Genomic DNA, 2,646 nt, shown 5'->3' on the forward strand with positions numbered 1-2,646 from the left:
CGGGGCCGGCGCGGACCCGATCATACGGCCGTCCGTGGATCACCCGTGCGGTGTCGGCCGCGCCGCCCCCCGGCTCCGGCGCCGTGGGCCCCGGCGCGCCGGGCGGTCATGCCGAGGGACACCGCCACGACGACAGCGGCCACGCCCCGGCCCCGCAGCGCCGGGGCATCCCTGGCGCTGACGGCGGTCACGCCGAGGGGGACCGCCACGGCGATAGCGGCGACACCCTGCCCCGCCGTTCCGGGCCAGGGGCGTCCCCGGGGCGGCGGGCGGTCACGTCGAGGGGGACCGTCACGGGCACCGCTGCCCCACGGTCACGGTGCGGGCGGCCCGACCACCCCCGCGAGGGCTTCCGGGCGGACGCATTCGATCAGGTAGTCGCCGCTCCCGGGATCCACCGTCACCCCGTGGGCCTCGCTGTGGAAGCCGGGGAAGGCCCGGTCGAAGGCCTCCAGGGCCCTGAGGTACCGCAGCAGTGGCCCGTCCGCCGTGCCGGTGGACTCCCCGGGCATCAGCACGGGGATCCCCGGCGGGGTGACGGTGACCATCGCCGCGGCCACCCGTCCGGCGGCCTCGGCCAGCCGCACCCGCTCGGTGCCGCCCCGGACCAGCCGCTGGTAGCAGAGCCGCGGCGGGGCCACCGGCTCCGGGAGGTCCTGGAAGGCCGCGTCGAGGGCCGTGATCAGGTCGGCGCGCGTGAGGTGCTCGTGCATCCCCCGGCACAGACCGCCGAGCGTGGCGCCCGCGTAGCGCAGCGGGAACTGCTCGACCAGCCCCGGAAGGACCCGTTCCAGCGGGGCGTCGGCGTCGTACAGGGCCTTGAAGTCCATCAGGGCGTCCATCAGGGTGCCCCACTTGCCCTTGGTGATGCCCATCGAGAAGAGGACCAGCGTGGTGTAGCTGTCGGTCTTCTCCACCACGATCCCCCGCGACGCCAGGTAGGCGGTGAGGATCCGAGCGGGGATCCCCCAGTCGCCCGTCTCGCCGGTGGCCGTCACGCCGGGGCAGGTCAGGGTTACCTTGACCGGGTCCAGCAGGCAGTAGCCCTCGGTCAGCCCGGCGAAGCCGTGCCAGTCGGCGCCCGGCTCGAGGTGCCAGCAGGACGGCTCACGGCTCAGCAGGGAGGGCGGGGCGTCCGCGAACGCGACGCTCGCCCCCGTCGCCGGATCGGTGACCGTCTCCGGCTGCCACACCCCGAAGAACCAGCCGGGCCGGTCCCCGGCGGCGGCGATCCGGCGCCCGGTGCGGACCACCGCCTGGCGGAAGCGGACGGCCTCCGTCACCGCCTCGTCGATCAGCCACTGCCCCTGCGGGCCGTCCATCATGGCGGCCGCCACGTCCAGGGAGGCGATCGCCGGATACAGCGGCGACGTGGTGCCGTGCATCATGAACGCCTCGTTGAACCGCTCGTGTTCGACCGGGGCCCGGGGAGCCGACTTCACGTGCACCATCGCGCACTGGGAGAGGGCGGCCAGCAGCTTGTGCGTGGACTGGGTGGCGAACACCGTGGGCCGCCCGGGCCCGGAACCGGTGTCCGGGAAGGTGTCGGGGCCGACGGCCATCCCGTACCGGCCGGCGTACAGCGGGTGGAAACGGGCGTACGCGAACCAGGCCTCGTCGAAGTGCAGGCGCGGCGTGCTGGGCGCGAGGGCCCGGGCGGCCGCCACCGTGTCGTAGCACAGGCCGTCGTAGGTGGAGTTGGTCACCACCGCGTACTGGGCCTCCGCGGAGCACGCCCCGGCCGTCAGCGGGTTCCGTGCGATCGTCGCGGCCACCGCCGCCGGATCGGTCACGGCGGGCGGCAGGGGCCCGGCGAGCCCGTAGCCGTTGCGGGTCGGCACCAGGTAGACCGGGCGCGCCCCGGAGATCACCAGCCCGTGCAGCACCGACTTGTGGCAGTTGCGGTCCACCAGCGCGATCTCGTCGGTGGTCACGCTGTAATGGCCGACCATGCGGTCCGCGGTGGAGTCGCCGTGCAGGACGAAGTAGGTGCGGTCCGAGCCGAAGACGCGCGCGGCGTTGCGCTCGGCCTCGCCGATCGGCCCGTTGTGCTCGAAGAGGGACCCGAGCTCCCCCACCGAGACCGACAGGTCGGTGCGGAAGAGCCGTTCGCCGTAGTAGTCGAAGAACGCCCGGCCCGCGGGGGACTTGAGGAAGGCGACGCCGCCGGAGTGGGCGGGAGTGTGCCAGGAGTACTCGTGGGAGTCGTCGAACCGGCGCAGCGCCTTGAAGAAGGGCGGCAGCAGGTCGCGGTGGTAGCCGCGGGCCGCCGTCGCGACCCGGCCGGCGATGAACGACGGCGTGTCCTCCAGCGGCCAGATGTACCCGACCACCGCCTCCGAGACCCACAGCGGCAGCCGTTCCAGGTCCTGGTCGGAGTCGTCCGCCATCACCAGGAACACCGGCAGGTCCTTGAAGCGGCGCCCGATGTGCCGCAGCACCTCGGCGCCGCCCTCCTCGACGGCGCCCCCCGCCGTCCGCGGCAGGTCCCAGGCGACCACGGCCGCCGCGAGCCCGGCCTCGGTCTGCAGCGCGGCGCGGGCGTCCCGCGCGCTCGGCGCCCAGCGCAGCTCCAGCCCCTGGTTCTCCAGTTCCTTGCCGATGCGCCGCAACTGCTCGGCGCTGACACCTCCGCCCAACGAGTTC

The 2,646-nt window shown here is 74.4% G+C and carries 1 protein-coding gene; it reads right to left on the reverse strand.

Going from position 1 to position 2,646, the window contains the following annotated elements:
- Positions 1–314 precede the first annotated feature (314 nt).
- Positions 315–2,639 carry an Orn/Lys/Arg decarboxylase N-terminal domain-containing protein gene (locus SSNG_RS32195; RefSeq protein WP_007268128.1) on the reverse strand — a complete coding sequence of 775 codons (2,325 nt, stop codon included), beginning with the start codon at positions 2,637–2,639 and terminating at the stop codon, positions 315–317.
- Positions 2,640–2,646: the final 7 nt, after the last annotated feature.

Source organism: Streptomyces sp. C, assembly GCF_000158895.1.
In the GTDB taxonomy this organism is placed as follows: domain Bacteria; phylum Actinomycetota; class Actinomycetes; order Streptomycetales; family Streptomycetaceae; genus Streptomyces; species Streptomyces racemochromogenes.